Origin of the sequence: Kitasatospora sp. NPDC058162 (assembly GCF_042884005.1) — a bacterium.
Taxonomy (GTDB): Bacteria; Actinomycetota; Actinomycetes; order Streptomycetales; family Streptomycetaceae; genus Kitasatospora.
The window spans coordinates 1-16,834 of record NZ_JBHVUS010000011.1; the positions used below are offsets into that span (position 1 = coordinate 1).

A 16,834-nucleotide genomic window follows, 5' to 3' on the forward strand; every position below is an offset into this window, starting at 1 on the left:
GGACGCTTCCTTCGGACCGCCTTCCAGCGGGCCCTCCGGGCGCTTCGTTCTTTCGTGTTTCCAGCTTATCAGATGTTTTCCGCTCCGTTTTCCGGGGCTTCGTCATCCAACTCGCCGGTGTCTTCCGGGGCTTGACACCCTGTCCGACGTTTCAAACTCTAGCCGACCCCCGCTCCGAAAAGCGAATCCGGCCGCAATCCGATAAACGGCACACGCCGAATCAGCACCGGGCCGAGACGCGCAAGGCGAAACGACCGGTACGGACCGGAAGTGGTGTTCCAAGGGATTGGCCGCTCCGGGACCGTCCGCGCAAACGCGTGTCCGGTGCTCCCTGCCGAGCGACTGGGAGACAGTACCCCCGCTCGGCGCCCAGAACAAATCCCCGGCCCGGCCGGCTACCGCGGGGCCGTCAGACGGGCGGCCAGACCGGCGAGCTCGGCGTGCCAGACCGGGGAGAACGACGTGGCGGCGAGGACCCGGCTGCTGCGGTCGAGCAGGTGGGCGATGGTGCGCTCGACCCGGTCGCGGTCCTCGCCGTCGAGCAGTGCCCCCCGCAGCAGATCGCCGTACCAGTCACGGTCCCCGCCGCCGCTGAGGAAGCCCCGCATCCGCCAGGCGGCGTGCACCGGGCGCGCGTAGTCCTGGTAGACCACCGCCAGGTCGCCGCGACCCGCCAGGGCCGCGCCCATCAGCAGCGGGTGCAGGAGCGCGTACCAGCCGCTGCCGCAGCCCCGGGCGCAGCCGGTGAGGCAGTCGGCCGGCCACGGGTCCGCCAGATAGCTGCTGGACAACACGGAGTCCACGTAGCTGCCGCCCAGCCGACCGATCCGCAGGTCGTACCAGACCTGCCGGACGGCGTCCGGCAGGTTGGCGGCGAGGCGGTCGGCGAGGGCCATCGCCAGGTCTCCGACCAGGGAGGCCATCCCGATGCCGAAGTACCGGGCGTCGCCGCCCCAGCCGTTGCGCTCGTGCTCGGCGCTGTGCCGGACGTGCAGGGTGGGGGCGCCGTGCCGCAGCAGGGAATTCTCCCAGGTGTCGCGGCGGATCAGGTAGCAGGTGTCGAGGAGCTCGAGGGCCACCGCCGCGTCCAGGACGGGCTCGGCCGCCGAGTCGCCGCCCGCCGCGAGGTAGCCGGTGAGCAGGACGGTGGGACGGATCCGCTCCCCGCCGGCGGTCAGCAGCTCCGCCAGGCCCTCCATCATGCCGACGGCCCCGGGGTCGGTGGCCTGGCACCGCGCCTGCTCGGCGTGCAGCAGGACACGCATCCGCTCCTCGACCAGGGCCGCCATGCCGGTGCGCAGCAGCTCGGGCAGGGCCGCTTCCGGCGGCATGGACTGCGGCGTCATGGCGTCTCCATATATAGGCGCGGCGCCGCACCGAGCCCCGTCGGCGGACGGCCGGTCCGGCGACGGCCGCGGGCACGGGCACAGGCACGGGCCGGCGGCCACCCCCGGTCGGCACACCGGGGCTGTCCTGTTCCGCTCATCCCCGGCACGGTGTGTTCCGCGCGTCGCCGGACCCCCGCCGTCCGGATTGCCGAACCGTCACGCCCGGCTGCCCGAGCCGAGCAGGTGGAGTTCGGCGGGGAGGTCCCGGCGACAGGTGATGCCGAGCTTGCGGTAGACCCGGGTGAGGTGCTGCTCGACGGTGCTCACGGTGATGCAGAGCTTCATCCCGATCTCACGGTTGGTGTGGCCGTCCACCGCGAGCATCGCCACCCGCTTCTCCGAGTCGCTGAGCCTGGCCTGGAGGTCGGCGATGTCGATGCTGTCGGACCGGGTGGCCTCGGACAGGCCGCCGGTTCCCCGGGTGCCGCGGGGTTCGCCGGAGGCGGAGACGGAAGCGGAGACGGAAGCGGAGACGGAAGCGGAGGAGGCAGAGGCAGAGGCGGCGGCGGGTGCCGTCTGCTCGCACAGCGCCTGCGCGCCGCACTCCTTGGCGAGCTTCCAGACCAGCCGGTCGACCAGGTCGGCGCGGTTGCCGTCGCCGAGGTCCCGCAGCGCCCCGGCGAAGTCGGCCAGGGTCCGGGCCAGTTCGTAGCGGTCCTCGGAGTCGTGCAGTTCGTCCACCGCGCGGGCGAGCAGGGCGTGCCGCTCCCGGGGTTCGCACATGGCGGCGCGCACCCGCAGGGTGAGGCCGGAGACCCACGGGTGGGTGGAGTCCCGGTGGGCGCGCTGTTCGGCGATGAAGCGGCCGGCGTGCTGGATCTCGCCGAGCCGGATCAGCGCCTCGGCAGCGCCGAGCCGCCAGGGCAGCAGCAGCGGCCGGTCCAGGCCCCACCGCGTGAGGCTGCGGCCGATGTCGAGGTAGTCGACGAGCGCCGCGTGGTAGCGGTGGGTGGCGAGGTGGTACCGGCCGCGGGCCCGCAGGTAGGCGAGGCCGTGGATGCTGCCGACCAGGCCCTCGGGCAGCGGGCGGCTGAGTTCGCGGGCGGCGATGTCGTGCCGGCCCGCCGCGGTGGCGGCGCGGATCAGGGTGGCCGCCACACCCCCCGCGAAGGCGCTGCCGCCGCGCTCCGGCAGCAGGTCCAGGGCGGCCTCGGCGGTCTGCTGCGCGCCGGTCAGGTCGCCCTGCCGGAGCAGCACCTCGGCGCGCAGGGCGGTGAAGGCGGTCTGCCAGCCGGGTGCGCCGCGCCGCACCGCCTCCTCCGCGAACACCTGGCACCAGGACAGGGCCCGGGACGGGCTGTCGGTGGCGATCAGGGCCCGGATGGCCTGCACGATCGGGGCGGCGGTGCCGGCGCCGAGGGTGGCGCCGCGCAGGAAGGTCTCGGCTTCGGCGCCGGCCGAACCGTCCGCCGTGTACTCGGGGATCGCCCACAGGGTGGCGGGCGCCGGGACCCGGGCGGGCCGCGTCTCGCCGGGCCGGGCGCCCGCTCCGGGCTTCGCCGGGCCGGCCCACCGGAAGGCCGAGAGCCCGTCCAGCGGGTCGGTGCCGCGGCCGAAGGCGCCGACGGGCCGACTGCCGGGTTCGGCCGCGCGGCCGTCGGCCAGCTGCTCCAGGGCCTGGCCGGCCTCGTCGATCCGGCCCTGCTCGGTGAGCAGCCGGGCGAGCGGTCCGAGCCGGGCCGGGCCGAGCCGGCCGGCCCGCAGGTTCTCCAGCGGACCGGCGAGGGCGCGCTCGGCGGCGCTGGGGTTGGTCCGCCAGGTGATGGCGGCGAGCTTGATCCGGAACTGGGCGCGCTGCCCGTCGTCGGCCGGGCTGCGGTGGGCGAGTTCGAGGCAGGCGGCGGCCTGGTGGGTCGCGCCGTCGGCGAGCAGTTGCTCGGCCGCGTTGGCGAGCACCGTCGCCGCCCACGGCAGGTCGGTGCTGTCCGCGGCGAGCAGTTGGGCGGCCACGGCGGTGCTCGGGGCGCCGGCCCGGTGGGCGAGTACGGCGGCGCGGCGGTGCAGGGCGGTCCGGTCGTCCGGGTGCATCCGGTCGAGCACGGCCTGGCGGGCGACGGCGTGGCGGAAGCGGTAGCCCAGCAGGATGCCGGCGGCATCGAGGGCGGCGGTGCCCCGGACGACCGCGGCGTCGTTGCTGCGGAGCAGCCGGACGGCGAGTTCGTGCGAGCCGAGGTCGCCGAGCACCGCCAGCACCTCGGCCAGGCGGCGCGCCGCGGGGCCGCAGCGGTGCAGGCAGGCGAGGACGGCCTGGGCGAAGGCGCCGCCGGGTTCGGGGGCGCGGCCGCCGGCCCGGTGCTCCTCGAGCAGGGCGCGCAGCAGCAGCGGGTTGCCGGCGGCGGCGTCGACCGCCGGCGGGGTCCGGCCGTCGGCCGGGGAGGCGGCGATCGCGGAGGCGGATTCGGCGGCGACCAGCCCGTCGACCGCCTCGGGACACAGCCGTCCGGCCCGGATCCGGACGAAGCCGCGCTGGCGCAGCAGCTCGGTCCGGTAGACGGGGTCGTCGCGCCGCTCGTGGAGCGACTCGGTGAACACCAGCAGCACCCGGGCGGCACGGGTGCGGCGGACCAGGTGGAGCAGGTACTGGCAGGACAGGTCGTCGACGTGGTGCAGGTCGTCGACACAGATGACCACGGGTGCGCGCTCGGCGAGCCGGTGCACGGCCGCGCACAGGGCCTGCATCACGTCGACCCGGGCCGGCTCCGGCGCCCCTGCCGGATCCGGCAGGGCCCCGGCCGGGGCGGCGGCCAGCAACTGGCCGAGCACGCCGAGCGGGAGGTCCCGCTCGACGGCGGTGCCGATGGCCCGCAGCACCACGGCGCCGGAGGCGGCGGCGGACTCGGCGACGGTCTCGACGAGTTCGCTCTTCCCGCAGCCGACCGCGCCCTCGATCAGGACGATCCCGGTAGTCCCCTGGATGGCGTCGGCGAGCGCGGTTTCCAGTACGGCAAGCTCTCGTTCACGATCGATCAGCACGTTTCTGCCCCCGGATTCGTCCGCGTCGCGGTCAGCGCGCCCGCCGCCGCACGGCGAGCCCCGGAAAAAGTCGCGGGCGCAGTAGAGGTTTGCCGCCCGGAAATCGCTCCGGCGGCGATCTTGAGTCTAGGGAGCACCGACCGGACTGACCTCGGACAAAATGCCGACCAGAACCTGCAAGACAACAACTTCTCCCCGCTTCGCAGTCGTGCCGTCATTCCCGCCGGACCGGGCCCGGCGACCCCGGAAGACCTGGTGGAACGCCTCGGCGGGCCGGCCCTGGAGCGCCGCAGGCAGGGGCGGCCGGGCCGGGAAGGGAGGCGCGGAGAAGGGGACGGCGGTGGCCGCCCGGGAGTCCGGCGGGCCCGGTTACGAGGGGAGCGGCCGGCCGGGGCGGTCCACGCTCCACGGGGCCGGGGGTTCAGGCCGCGAAGCCCCGTCGGGCGACCCCGGTCGCGTCGGGCGACCCCGGTCGCGTCGGACGGGCCGGAGGAGGACGGAGCGCGCGCCGGGCGGCAGCGCCGGCACGGGGGTGGGTGCGCAGCGGTCCGCCGGTCCGCACGGCGGGGGGCCGACCGGGCGGGCCCGCCCGCTGCCGCCCGTACCCCCAGGTGATGTGACGGTTCGTCAGTGATGGCAGCCGGGTGCCGCCCGTTCCGGCCGAAACGCCGGAGCCGGCCGCGGGCAGTCGCTGTTCGCGCCCCGGGCCGGTCCGTCCCACAGTCTTTCGGAGGCTCAGCCCCAGCGGTCGTCGTCGAGCCCCGCGGTGGAGGGTGCGGAGCCGACCTGCGGGTTCACGACGGCACCGGCACGGAGGCCGAAGTGGTCACCGGGGAGGGTCGGCTGCAGCAGGCTGACGCCCCAGCGGTCGTCGCCGACGTTGCTGACGGCGGAACCGGACGTCGACGCGGGGCCGAGCGCGAGCACGGCCGCAATCCCCACAGTGAGCAGCGCACCCTTGGTAGCCACCGGAAACCTGCTGATCGTGGCCTTCATCGCATCCCCAAGCGGTCGGATCAGTCGGATAACCCCCGGCAAGCCCGGCTCTCCGCCGGACGGCTTGCCCTGCGGCCCACTCTGCCGGTCGTAGATCACAAGATCGAGCGGATCTCGATGGCGTAAAGTTGCATGGCAGGAACTTCGCACTCCACCGGGGGCTTCTGAGTGTTCGGACACCCACAGTTGCAGCACGGCTGCACCGAACTCGACGATCTGACTGCCAGCGCCTATGGACACGCCGTCGAATTAGGGCGTTTCGACCGGGCCGCCATCGCCTCGGCACTGAAGCTGGACGAGCCCGAGGTCGACCGCATCGAGCAGGTCCTGCTGCGGATGCACCTGCTGCAGCCCAGACCCGGTGATCCGAACGTCCTGGCCCCGGTCAGTCCGGACGTGGCCGCCGCCGACCTGGTCGGTCCGGCGGAGCATCAGATCCGTGACCTCATGCAGACGGTCACCGACGTGCGCGGCAAGTTGCTGTCGCTCACGCCGCTGTACTTCGAGGGCCGCCGACGGCGCAACCGGTTCGAGGCCTTCGACGTGGTCACCGACGTCGACGCGATCCAGAACGTGCTCAACCGCCTGGGGCAGACCTGCCGCAAGGAGGTGCTCACCGTCCAGCCCGGCGGTGCCCGCCCCTCCTCGCTGCTGCCGGCCGCGCGCGAGTCCGCCGAGGGCATGCTGGAGCGCGGGGTGCGGCTGCACACCATCTATCAGCACTCCGCCCGCGGGGACCTCGCCACCAAGGCGTACGTCCGCGACGTCACCGCGCTGGGCGCGGAGATCCGCACCGCGGACGAGGTGATCGACCGGATGCTGATCTACGACCGGGAGACGGTGTTCCTGCCGGTGCGCACGCCCGAGGGCGGGGAGTCGGCGGGGGCCGCCATCGTCCGCGAGCCGACCCTGGTGGCCTACCTGTGCGCGGTGTTCCAGCACCTGTGGGACAGCGCGACCCCGTTCGCCTGCGACACCGCGAAGGCCACGCCGGCCACCGACGAGCTCAAGCAGTCGATCCTCCGGCTGATGGCCCAGGGGTACAAGGACGAGATGGTGGCCCGCCGCCTGGGCATGTCGGTGCGCACCTGTCGCCGTCACATATCGGAGATCACCGAGGAGTTGGAGGCGACCAGCCGGTTCCAGGCCGGGTACAACGTGGCGATGGCGGGCCTGCTCGGAACGGGGCCGGCGGCCTCGGCCACCGAGTGGGATCAACCGGAACCGCCGCGGCCGTAGCACCGAGCGGGCGTCAGGGCATATCGTGCCCCGACGCCCGCTCTTCGCGTTCCACGGCACCCGCACCGGTCGACCGTCGGGTCCGCCGACGGCCCGGCGGCGGATTCCCCCCTTCCGCCGCCCCGGAAACGGCGGGCGGAATTCCGAATGCATTTCCGGCCCGGCGTCCGGCCTGCCCGCGGATTCACTCCTGTGTTCCTCGGCGTCCGAATCGAACGAACGATCCAGGAATCGGTGGGGATAGCCCCACCGTAACCGGGGCGTAACAGGGGTGGCCGGGCGGATGGGAAGCGCGTAAGTTCTCAGACCCGGCCGACAAATCGGCGGCGGCCGGGAGACAGGCGAAAGGACGACCATGTCCGCGGTGATCGACGTGCGGAATCTGTTCAAGGCGTTCGACGGAATCCCAGCGGTCGACGATGTGTCCTTCTCGGTCGAAGAGGGGGAGATCTTCGGGATTCTCGGGCCCCGCGGCGCGGGAAAGACCACGATCGTGGAATGCCTCGAGGGGCTGCGGGACCGGGACGACGGCCGGATCGAGGTGCTCGGCCACGATCCCCGCTCGGAGCGGTCCGGCATCACCCGACGACTCGACGCCCGGCTGCGGGACGGCCGGGAGTGCGAACGCACCCGGGTCGCCGAGGCACTGTCGCTCTACAGCTCCTTCTACCGCGATCCCGCCGACTGGCGACGGCTCATGGACACGCTCGGGCGCGACACCGGGCCCGCGGGCCGGCCCGCGGACGACGCACCCTCCGCGCAGCCCGACGAGCAGTTCGCGGCCGCCCTGACCCGGGCCGGGAACCCGCAGGTGGCGGTGTTCGACGAGCTGACCACCGGGCTGAAGCGGTGGGACCGCGAGGCCACCTGGGACCTGATCGAGAGCGTCCGCGCCGACGGCGTCACCATCCTGCTGGTCACCGAGCACTGGGAGGAGGCCGAGCGGCTGTGCGACCGGATCGCCCTGATGGACAAGGGCCGCCTCACCCTCACCGACACCCCGGCCAAGCTGCTCGAACGCGTCCGGAGCGGGCAGCGGATCCAGTTCCGCCCCTCCGCTCCCTTGGACCACGGGCTCCTGGCCCGCCTTCCCGACGTCAGCGGCGTCAACCGCCAGGGCGACCACGTCGTGGTGACCGGCAACGACGACGCCCTGGGCGAGGTCACCGCCCTGCTGGCGGAGCTCCGCGTCACGCCCGAGAACCTGCGCGTCGACCAGGCCGCGCTCGACGCGTTCCTCGCCCTGATCAGCAAGCGCGCCGCCCCCTGAATCCGGGCGCGCTGTTCCGGGTTCGCTGTTCCAGGCACGCTGTTCCGGGCGCACTATTCCGGGGCGTGCTATTCCGGGGCATGCTATTCCGGGCTGACGATCCGGGCCCGCCGGTTCAGCTCCTGGGCGAATTCCTCCCAGATCTGCGAGTTCTGCCGGGAAAGCTGAATGATCAGCTCGATGCAGTGCGAGGGCACGGACGCACAGATGTCCGTCATCTCCCGCGCGCCCAGCACGTTCTCCCTGAACATGCGCAGCAACCGCCGGCCCAGCTCGCTCTGGCGCAGCGACGGATCGCGCATGAGCTTCTCCAGCGTGACGGTCGACGGCGGCTCCTCCACCAACGGGGCCGGCGTCGCCTCCTTCTCCTTCCGGGACCCGCCCGCGGCACCCGGGGCGTTCCGCGGGCACGGGAGCGGGCCCTCGCCGCGCTCCAGCCGCCGTCGCACGTCGAGCGCGGTCGCGGGCGAGACGCCGGCCGACCGCGCCACCTGGCGCAGTGAGGCCTCGGGGTTCTCCCGGATCAGCTCCGCCACCCGCAGCCGCCCCGTCGCCCCGTTCAGCGGGCGGACCTTGCCGTCCCGCCCGACCCGGAAGTTCGACGGCGGCACCGCGTCGGAGGAACGGCGCAGCTCCGCCACCGCCCTGGCCCCCAGCCCGGTCGACTTCGCGACGGCGCGGTCCGACATGGTGGGGTGCGACTTGAGGATGCGCAGCGCGGCCGCGTTGCGGTCGGCCTGCGACAGCGGCAGTCCGTGCTCGACGTTCGCCTCGACGGCCCGGAGGAAGGCCTCCTCGCGGCTGCCGTCGAAGTACCTGACGTCGATGGTCTTCCGGCCCTTGAGGGAGGCCGCCATCAGGCGGTGGATCCCGTCGATCACCCGCATCGTCCGCCGGTCGACCAGGATCGGCGGCAGCGGGATCTCGAGGGCCGCCAACCGCAGGACGTGGACCCTGTCCTCGCCCTCCAGTCGGGGGGAATCCCCGGGCAGGACGTCCATAATGGGCACCGCTACGATTTCCGGACCGTCGGCCCAGTTCCCGTCAATTGCTATCGGCATTACACTCTGAGCAAGCATGCTCATACCGCACCCCCGGGGCTACTCACGCGTATCAATCGCAGCAGCGAAACACAGAAACTGGTCAATTGACGGTCCGATTGTTATCGAATTAACTCGATTCACACGCTAGCAGCCCCTACTGCCCCCTGAAGCCCGCCACCAGGGGACTTAGGGGTCCCCTCACGCGACTTAAGGGACCCCTGCCCCACCCCTGCCCGGCCGGCCCCCTCCCCCGGGCCGCCGCACCCCGTTCGACCAGCGCGAACGCGACGGAGCCCCGGCCCGGGTCGACTCGAAAGTCCACCCCTGGACCGGGGCTCCAGCGCGTTCACACCCTCCGCCGTCTCGGCGGGCATCACTCCACGCCGATCGGCTACGCCTCCTCGTCGGCCTGCTCCTCGGCCGGTGCCTGCGGCACGGCCGGGACGCTGAGGCCGGGAACGGTGAGGTCCGGAACCGTCTTGACCGACTCAAGGGCCGACTCGATCGCCTCGGCCAGGGAGGGCGAGACCTCGTCGTCGAAGTCGATCCTCGTGACCGTGGTCTCGGCATCGGTCGGGAGCGCGTCGGTCGAGAAGACCGCCCCCTCGAAACCATCGCCCAGGACCGCCGACTCCTCGTCGGTGATCTCCCGGCTGAGGACCAGGGAGAACTTGTGCCCCATGTACGTCACCTCTCAATGTCGCCGCGTATTTCGGAAAAAGCCCGGGATCATCGGGACAACGCAACAGGCAGCCACGTTCCCTCGCTCCAAATTGATACCAGCCGGGCCGTCCGCCCGGTCACCGTTCAACTGCCTTGTTCTCCACAGTTGAGCGGGAACCGCGGGCGGTGGCCCTTGCTATGTTCGGACTTCGATTTGACGATCCGGTGTGACTACCTTCTGGAGTGGCATGTCTCGGCCTTCGCCCGGAGATGAACTGTGGTTGCGACGCTTTCATCCCGCCGACCGTCCGACCGCCCGACTGGTGTGCCTCCCGCACGCAGGCGGTTCGGCATCCTTCTACCTTCCGGTCTCGGCGGCGATGGGCCCCGGTGTCGACGTCCTCGCCATCCAGTACCCCGGCCGGCAGGACCGTCGGATGGAACAGCCCATCGACGACCTGACGGTCCTCGTCGACCGCCTCTACGAGGTGCTCCGGCGACAGCCTGAACTGCCGGTCACCTTCCTCGGCCACAGCATGGGGGCCGCCATCGGCTTCGAGCTGACCCGCCGCTTCGAGGCCGACGGGATCACCCCGGTACGGCTGTTCGCCTCCGGCCGCCGCGCGCCCTCGACGTTCCGGCAGGAGGACACCTTCCGCAGCGACGACGCGATCCTGGCCGAGGTGCGCCGGCTGAGCGGCACCGCCTCGGCCCTGCTCGGGGACGAGGAGATGATGCGGGCGGCGCTGCCCGCGCTGCGGGCCGACTACAAGGCGATCGAGGCGTACCGCTGCGAGCCCGAGGCCGTCGTGGACTGCCCGATCACCGTGCTGACCGGCGACAAGGACCCCAAGACGACCCTCGGCGAGGCGAACGCCTGGGCCATCCACACGACGTCGCCGCTCGACCTGCGGGTGTTCCCCGGTGGGCACTTCTTCATCAGCGAGCGGAGCAAGGACGTGATGGCGGTCCTCGTCGAGCACTTCCGGCAGGAGCTCGCCCGGACCGCCGGCTGACGGTCCGCCTGAACCAGGGAGGCGCCGGCGCTGCCTCCCGCCCCCCGACGGCCCCGCGGCGGCCCAGCGAGTCTGGGCGGTCGCGGGGCCGTCGCCGTCCGCGCCGGGCGGCGCGCGGGCGGATTCCAGGTGCTCGTGACGGGACCGATGTCCCGCCCGGCGCACCGCAGTTGAACAGCGTGAACACCGATTTCGGGAGGTCGGCCCAGGAGTGGGCCTAGACCCACCCGTCCGTGCGGACAGACCCATGTCGGGCCGACCCGCGGATCCCTATTGTCGTAGACACAACGACTCGGAGGAGAAGGAACCATGGCCAACACCGACAACATCACCGGCACCACCGCACTCGGCAGCTCCCGCGTCCAGGACGCTTTCGGGAACATCTCGAAGTGCATCACCCTCTTCGGCGCGGTCGGCGCGATCGTCCTCGGCACCGTCGCCGTGATGGCGTTCACCGGCCACGAGGCCAGCCCGTTCATGTGGATCCGGGGGGCGATCCTCTTCCTGATCACCTTCCTGCTCCACCGGTTCACCGCCCGCGCCGCCCAGGGCGAGTACAAGGCCTTCGACCGGCTGCGCACCGTCGCCACCATCATGCCGATCGCGATCATCGCGGTGGACCTGATCCCCGGCCTCTGCCCGGCCTGGTACGCCGTGCTCCAGGGCCTGTCCGCGCTCTCCATCATCGCCGTCGCGGTCATCACCCGCGGCTCCGCGCTGAGCGGCGTCTTCCCGGCCCCCAACAAGAAGTGACGCCCCGGGGACCAGCTCCACGCTTCTGATGGCCGGACCGTTCTCGGGTTCCGGCCATCCGTCGTTCCGGGCGTCCGTCGTTCCGGGCGGCTTCCGGCCCCGGCCCCGGTCCCGGCTGACACAATGATCATCCCTGCGAAAGGAAGTGGCCGATGAGGAGACATCAGGGAGTCGATCCCCTGCGATGGGGCGTCGAGATCGGACGCGGTCTGTACCGGTCCGCCGTGCTGACCGCACTCACCTGCGTGATGGCCCTGGTCGCCGTTCCCGTCGGGGTGGGGGGATCGGCGCTCGCCTACTCCTGGTCGGACGGGCTGTCGGCCCCCTTCGCCGTGAGCGCGCTGGCGACCCTCGGGGAGACCCTGATGGTGATCCTCTGGGTCACCGTGTCGCTGTGGGTGGTGCACCCGCTGACCAGCCGGGCGCTCGCCAAGGCCGCGCGCCGGTGCGCGGCGTCCTGGCTCGGCCTGGACTACGAGGTGACCTACCGCCAGGTCCCGCCGGTCACCAGGATGGCCACCGGCTTCTGGTGGGACGGCCACGAGTACCACAAGTCCGAGCGGGAGGCCCGCCGGAAGGCCAAGATGCAGGCCCGCTTCCACGACCCCCAGCTGCACTGGGACGGCCTGTGGGCCCTGGTCGCCACCGTCACCGTGCTGCCCGTCGCGGCCCTGCCCCTGCTCGCGGTCGGCTACGGCTGCTACATGGCGCTGACCCCCGAGCTCACCGGCTACGGCATCGCCGTCATCGTGGCCGGCCTGGCCGGCGCCCCCTTCGCCTGGCGGGTCCTGCTCCCCATCGGCCGCCGCTTCCTCGGGCCGGTCCCCAGCACCCGGCTCGGCCGGCGGGTGGAGGAACTGGAGGCCATCCGCGCCGACCTGACCCACACCCAGGCCGTCGAGCTGGAGCGCATCGAGCGGGGCCTGCACGACGGGGCCCAGGCCCGACTGGTGGCCATGGGCATGTCGATGGGCGCCGCCGAGCGGCTCGTCGACACCAACCCCGAGGCCGCGAAGGCGATACTCGCCGAGGCCCGGGCCACCTCGGCCACCGCGCTCGCCGAACTGCGCTCGCTCGTCCGCGGCATCAACCCGCCCGTCCTCGCCGAACGCGGCCTGGTCGACGCCCTGCGGGCCCTCGCCCTCGACTCCTCCGTGTCGATCGACGTCTTCAGCCAGGTGCCCTCGCGACCCGAACGCCCGCTGGAGTCGGCCGTCTACTTCTCCGTCGCCGAACTGCTGGCGAACGTGGCCAAGCACTCCCGCGCCGAACGGGTGAAGGTGGAGCTCACGTACGCGGCACGAACGCTCACTGCTACCGTGAGCGACGACGGAATCGGCGGAGCCGCCGCATCCACAGGCTCCGGACTGAGCGGCATCGAACGACGGATGGCCGCCTTCGGCGGACGCCTGGAGATCGACAGCCCCGCCGGAGGACCCACTCACATCACCGTGGCGGTACCGTGCGAATTGTCGTAGCCGAAGACCTGTTCCTCCTCCGCGACGGGCTGGTGCGCCTCGTCGAGGCGTACGGCCACACCGTCGTCGCAGCCGTCGACTCGGGGCCGGCCGCGCTCAACGCCCTGGTCGACCTCCGGCCGGACGCGGCGATCGTGGACGTCCGGCTCCCGCCCACCTTCTCCGACGAGGGGCTCCAGGCCGCGCTCACCGCGCGCCGGGCCGTCCCGGGCCTGCCGGTGCTGATCCTCTCCCAGCACGTGGAGCAGCTGTACGCACGGGAGTTGCTCGCGGACGGGCACGGTGGCATCGGCTACCAGCTGAAGGACCGCGTCCTGGACGCCGACCAGTTCATGGACGCCGTCCACCGCATCGCCGAGGGCGGCACCGCCCTCGACCCCACGGTCGTCGCCAAGCTGCTGGGCCGGCCCAACCGGGCCGACCCGCTCGCCACCCTCACCGAGCGGGAGCGCTCGGTCCTCGCGCTGATGGCCGAGGGGCTCTCCAACACCGCGATCGCCAACCAGCTGTTCCTCAGCGAAGGCTCCATCAGCAAGTACACGACCATGATCTTCTCGAAGCTCGGGCTGGCCAACGACGACGACACCAACCGCAGGGTCCGGGCCGTCCTCGCCTACCTCGGCGCCGACGAGCAGGAGGACCAGTGAGAGCCGCCCTGGTCACGGCAACGTGCTGAAGGCCCTGCGGGACATCCCGCAGGGCCTTCGCGCGGATCGGGCTCCGAATTCCCGGTCCCGCTCCCGTCAGCCGGCCGCCGCTGCCACCTCCTCCGTCCCGCGCGCCGCCTCATGGGCGACGGCGGCCAGCGCCCGGGGGGTGCGGCGCTCGAACACCTCGGCGAGGCTGATCGACACTCCGCTGCTGTTCTGGAACTCCTGCATCGCGAGTGCGGCGAGCATGGAGTTGCCGCCGGAGGCGAAGAAGTCCGCGTCGGCGTCGAGGGCCTCGTCCCGCAGGATGGTCCGCCACAGGCCGGTCAGCTCGGCCGTCAGGTGGTCCAGGTCGTCCGAGTCCGGGCGCTGCGCGTGGTCCGGATGGTTCCGGTGGTCCAGGTCGCCCTGGTGGTCCTGGTGGCCCTGGTGGCCCGGCCGGGCCGCGGCCTTGCGCCGGGCCTCCACCATCCGCTGCAGTGCGGGGTGATCGACCTTCCCGCTGCCGTTGAGCGGCATGGCGTCGACCGCCACCAAGTCCCCGGGCAGCATGGACCGGGACAGCCGGGCGCGGGCGTGGGCCCAGACGCCCGCCATGTCGATCGGGCCGTCGGCCGGCTCCAGGCAGCCGATCAGCACGGCGTCCGCGCTCGGGTCGCCGACCATGATCACCGCGGCGCCGCCGACCCCGGGGTGGGCCAGCAGGGTCTCCTCGATCTCGCCGAGTTCGATCCGGTTGCCGCGCAGCTTGACCTGGCGGTCGCTGCGGCCGAACAGGTCGAGCCTGCCGTCCGCGCGCCAGCAGGCCACGTCGCCGGTCCGGTAGAACCGGCCGTACTCGGGGTGCTCACCGAAGCGCTGCGCGTTGAGGTCCGGACGGCCGTGGTAGCCGATCGCCACGCCGGCGCCCGAGATGCAGAGCTCGCCGCGGACCCCGACCGGCAGCTCGCGACCGTGCCCGTCGACCACGTGGACCTTGGTGTTGCGGATCGGGCTGCCCACGTCGAGGCGGCCCTTCGGCTCCGCCACGAGGACGCGCGACGTCGACCAGATGGTCGTCTCGGTCGGCCCGTACACGTGGTGCAGCACGCAGCCCGCGGCGACCAGCCGCCGGGCCAGGGACAGCGGCACCGGCTCCCCGCCCACGATGACCGCCCGGCCGCGCAGGCAGTCCGCCACCCGGTCGATGACGAGCCGCCAGGTGGTCGGCGTCGCCTGGACGAACCGCGCCCCGTGCTCCTCGATCAACTCCCGTAGCAGCCGGCCGTCGCTGCGTGCCTGGTCGGGGGCGGCCACCAGGCGGCCGCCGGTGACCATCGGCACGAACAGTTCGAGGCCGGAGATGTCGAACGCGAACGTCGTCGTCCACAGCGTGGTGTCGCCGGCCGTCGCCCCGAACTGCTCGGCGAAGTGCGCGACCGCGTTGCCCAGGGCCGCGTGGTCGATCAGGGTCCCCTTGGGCCGGCCGGTCGAGCCCGAGGTGTACATCAGGTACGCGCAGGCCTTCGGGTCCGCGGTCACGGCCACGGGATCGGCGTCCGTGTCGGCCGTTCCCGGCTCCGGGAGCTGCTCGACCGGCGGCACGGCCAGCACGAGAGTGCCGTCCTCCGCGACGTACGCCAGGTCGTCGGCCGTGTCCGCCGTCGCCAGGAGCACCCGCGCGGCCGAGTCGGAGAGCTGGTAGCGGATCCGCTCCTCGGGATGGGCGGTGTCGACGGGCAGGTACGCCGCGCCCGCCAGCCACGTCCCGAGGACGGCCGCGACCAGCTCGGGCCCGCGCGGCAGGGCCACCGCCACCACATCGCCGGTGCCGACACCGGCGCCCCGGAGCAGGGCGCCCACGGCGTGGGCCGCGTTCCAGAGCCGCCGGTAGCCGACCGTACGGCCGCCCTCGACGACGGCCACGGCGTCCGGTGAACGCAGGACCTGCGCATGGACGGCTTCGAGTACCGAGGCGGGCTCGACCGGCCGGGTGGTGTCGTTCGCCGCCCCGACGATCTCGCGGTCCCGCTCGCTCCACCGTTCGACCTCGGCGACCGTGCGGTCCGGGCCGTCCGCGAACGAGTCCAGCACCGCCTCGAACCGCGCCAACAGCAGTTCCACGTGGGCCCGTTCGAAGAGCTCGGTCCGGTGGACGGCGTGCAGCAGCACCGCGTCGTCCGTCGAGGTGGCGCAGAGCCGGAGGTCGAACTTGCCGAAGCCGCTCGGGGCCGGGAACGGGGTCGCCGTCAGCCCGCCGAGGGTGAACGCAGCGGGGCCGCCCCCGCTCCGGTGCTCGAACACGTGCCGGAACGGCAGGGACCGCCGGCCGGAGTGGGCGGCGGACATCAGGTCCGGCTGGGCGTCCACGGCCACGTCGGCGTGCGCCACCGCCGCGTCCAAGCGCTCGCGGCTGCACAGCACCAGATCGCGGACGCTCTGCTGCCGGTCCAGCCGCAGCCGCAGCGGCACGTGGTTGACGTGGTACCCGATCGCGCGGCCGGCCTGCTCCGGCCGGACGTCGACCGGGAGGCCGACCAGCAGGTCCGGCCCGGCACCGGAGGCCTCCAGCAGCACGTAGAAGGCGGCCAGCAGGACCGCCGACTCCGGGACGCCGAGGTCCGCGGCGAGGCGGCGGACCCCGGCCACCGTCCGGGGCCGCAGGGTGTGGTCGACCCGCGCCGCGGCGAGCGTCGGCCGGTCCGGCTCGGGCTCGGTGCAGGACAGTTCCATGCCGTCGGTGGTCGCGCCCGCCAGCTCCTCGCGCCAGTACGCGAGGCTCTCCCGGCTCGGGGCGGAGTCGGGGGCGGGCTCTGTGACGGGGTCGGGGTCCGTGTCGGGGCCCGTGCCGTCACGGGTGCCCTCGTACGCGGACGCCAGGTCCGCCAGGAGGACGGGGGCGGACTCCTCGTCGAAGACCAGGTGGTGCGCCGTGACGCAGAGGACGTCCGTGTCCGGCGAGCGGAAGAGCGCCGCCCGCAGCATCGGACCGCCGTCCAGGGCGAACGGCACCGCCGTCACCGACGCGAGGTCGGCCTCGGTGGGCTCGCCCGCCGTCTCGACCTGCACCAGGTCCAGCCGGAACTCCTCCGTGCCGACCACCCGCCTGGTCAGCCGGGCTCCCTCGGCCCGGTAGACCGTGCGCAGGGCCGCATGGCGCCGCAGCACCGCGCCCAGCGCGGTCTCCAGCCGCAGCGGGTCGAGCCGGCCCGCGACGGCGAACGCCACGGACAGGTTGTTCACGGGAGTTCCCGGCACCATCGACTCGAACAGCCACAGCGCTTCCTCCCGGGGGGAGACTCCCGCGTCGCCGCCCGGATCCGCCGGCTTGCGCCCATCCGCGGAAATCATCACGTCGCTCCTCTACTACCAGTTGCCAGTCCGTT

Annotated in this window: 12 protein-coding genes; 6 read left to right on the plus strand and 6 right to left on the minus strand. The window is 72.9% G+C overall.

The annotated features are described in order from the left end of the window. Positions 1 to 395: 395 nt before the first annotated feature. From ACFVXG_RS21940 to ACFVXG_RS21950, 3 genes are all read right to left on the minus strand, one after another. Positions 396 to 1,346: a polyprenyl synthetase family protein gene (locus ACFVXG_RS21940; RefSeq protein WP_387929855.1), complete on the minus strand. Its 951-nt coding sequence runs from the start codon at positions 1,344 to 1,346 to the stop codon at positions 396 to 398. Between the two features lie 198 nt (positions 1,347 to 1,544). After that, positions 1,545 to 4,361, minus strand: a complete 2,817-nt coding sequence (locus ACFVXG_RS21945) for an AAA family ATPase (protein ID WP_387929856.1) — start codon at positions 4,359 to 4,361, stop codon at positions 1,545 to 1,547. A 735-nt stretch (positions 4,362 to 5,096) separates the two neighbouring features. Then, a complete protein-coding gene (locus tag ACFVXG_RS21950; protein WP_387929858.1) occupies positions 5,097 to 5,330 on the minus strand; it encodes a hypothetical protein in 234 nt (77 codons plus the stop codon). Between the two features lie 195 nt (positions 5,331 to 5,525). On the opposite strand from ACFVXG_RS21950, the gene ACFVXG_RS21955 reads away from it, so the two are divergent. Then, entirely contained in the window at positions 5,526 to 6,596 is a 1,071-nt protein-coding gene (locus ACFVXG_RS21955) for a LuxR C-terminal-related transcriptional regulator (RefSeq protein WP_387929859.1), read from the plus strand. 355 nt (positions 6,597 to 6,951) lie between these two features. Further along, positions 6,952 to 7,866, plus strand: coding sequence for an ATP-binding cassette domain-containing protein (locus ACFVXG_RS21960; protein WP_387929861.1), 915 nt, complete (start codon positions 6,952 to 6,954; stop codon positions 7,864 to 7,866). Positions 7,867 to 7,949: 83 nt separating this feature from the next. On the opposite strand, the gene ACFVXG_RS21965 is transcribed toward ACFVXG_RS21960, so the two are convergent. Continuing rightward, entirely contained in the window at positions 7,950 to 8,867 is a 918-nt protein-coding gene (locus tag ACFVXG_RS21965; RefSeq protein ID WP_387929863.1) for a ParB N-terminal domain-containing protein, read from the minus strand. A gap of 433 nt (positions 8,868 to 9,300) precedes the next feature. Continuing rightward, a complete protein-coding gene (locus ACFVXG_RS21970) occupies positions 9,301 to 9,591 on the minus strand; it encodes a hypothetical protein (RefSeq protein ID WP_387929865.1) in 291 nt (96 codons plus the stop codon). A gap of 229 nt (positions 9,592 to 9,820) precedes the next feature. Here ACFVXG_RS21970 and ACFVXG_RS21975 point away from each other — a divergent pair, with 229 nt between their 5' ends. The 4 genes from ACFVXG_RS21975 to ACFVXG_RS21990 all read left to right on the plus strand — a co-directional run bounded on the left by ACFVXG_RS21975 (position 9,821) and on the right by ACFVXG_RS21990 (position 13,466). Beyond that, entirely contained in the window at positions 9,821 to 10,588 is a 768-nt protein-coding gene (locus ACFVXG_RS21975; protein ID WP_387929867.1) for a thioesterase II family protein, read from the plus strand. Positions 10,589 to 10,897: 309 nt separating this feature from the next. After that, positions 10,898 to 11,341 carry a hypothetical protein gene (locus ACFVXG_RS21980; RefSeq protein WP_387929869.1) on the plus strand — a complete coding sequence of 148 codons (444 nt, stop codon included), beginning with the start codon at positions 10,898 to 10,900 and terminating at the stop codon, positions 11,339 to 11,341. A 152-nt stretch (positions 11,342 to 11,493) separates the two neighbouring features. Then, a complete protein-coding gene (locus ACFVXG_RS21985; protein WP_387929871.1) occupies positions 11,494 to 12,819 on the plus strand; it encodes a sensor histidine kinase in 1,326 nt (441 codons plus the stop codon). Beyond that, positions 12,804 to 13,466 (plus strand): LuxR C-terminal-related transcriptional regulator, encoded by a 663-nt coding sequence (locus ACFVXG_RS21990; RefSeq protein WP_387929873.1) that lies wholly within the window; start codon positions 12,804 to 12,806, stop codon positions 13,464 to 13,466. The genes ACFVXG_RS21985 and ACFVXG_RS21990 overlap by 16 nt, the downstream gene beginning before the upstream one ends. A 96-nt stretch (positions 13,467 to 13,562) precedes the next feature. On the opposite strand, the gene ACFVXG_RS21995 is transcribed toward ACFVXG_RS21990, so the two are convergent. Then, a complete protein-coding gene (locus ACFVXG_RS21995; RefSeq protein WP_387929875.1) occupies positions 13,563 to 16,799 on the minus strand; it encodes an amino acid adenylation domain-containing protein in 3,237 nt (1,078 codons plus the stop codon). Positions 16,800 to 16,834: the final 35 nt, after the last annotated feature.